Source organism: Pedobacter gandavensis, assembly GCF_032678465.1.
In the GTDB taxonomy this organism is placed as follows: Bacteria; Bacteroidota; Bacteroidia; order Sphingobacteriales; family Sphingobacteriaceae; genus Pedobacter; species Pedobacter gandavensis_B.
On the sequence record NZ_JAVTSK010000032.1, the window covers coordinates 1 to 505 of the forward strand.

The window sequence follows — 505 nt, forward strand, 5'->3', positions numbered from 1 at the left end:
TACCTCCTTTGTACCACTGGTAGCTCGTAGCTGAAGAAGCGGTCAACAATACGCTACCACCATCACAAAATGTCTTATCACCAGTCACGGTAATCTCTGCAACCGGAACTGCATTTACCACAACTTCGACAGCAGCTGAAGCTTCACTCTGGCAAGTCGTAGAACTTACTTTTACACTATACTCCCCAGTAGTAGTGGCAGTATAGCTTTGACTGGTGGCACCGCTAATGGCAATACCTCCTTTATACCACTGGTAACTCGTAGCGCTTGATGCAGTCAACAATACGCTACCGCCATCACAAAATGTCTTATCACCAGTCACGGTAATCTCTGCAACCGGAACTGCATTTACCACAACTTCTACAGCAGCCGAGGCCTCACTCTGGCAAGTTGTAGAACTTACTTTTACACTATACTCCCCAGTAGTAGTGGCAGTATAGGTTTGACTGGTGGCACCGCTAATGGCAAGGCCTCCTTTGTACCACTGGTAACTCGTAGCTGAAGA

General features: G+C 47.3%; 1 pseudogene. It reads right to left on the minus strand.

Going from position 1 to position 505, the window contains the following annotated elements:
- Positions 1–505 (minus strand): annotated as a pseudogene (locus R2Q94_RS22130) (hypothetical protein); the annotation flags it as partial.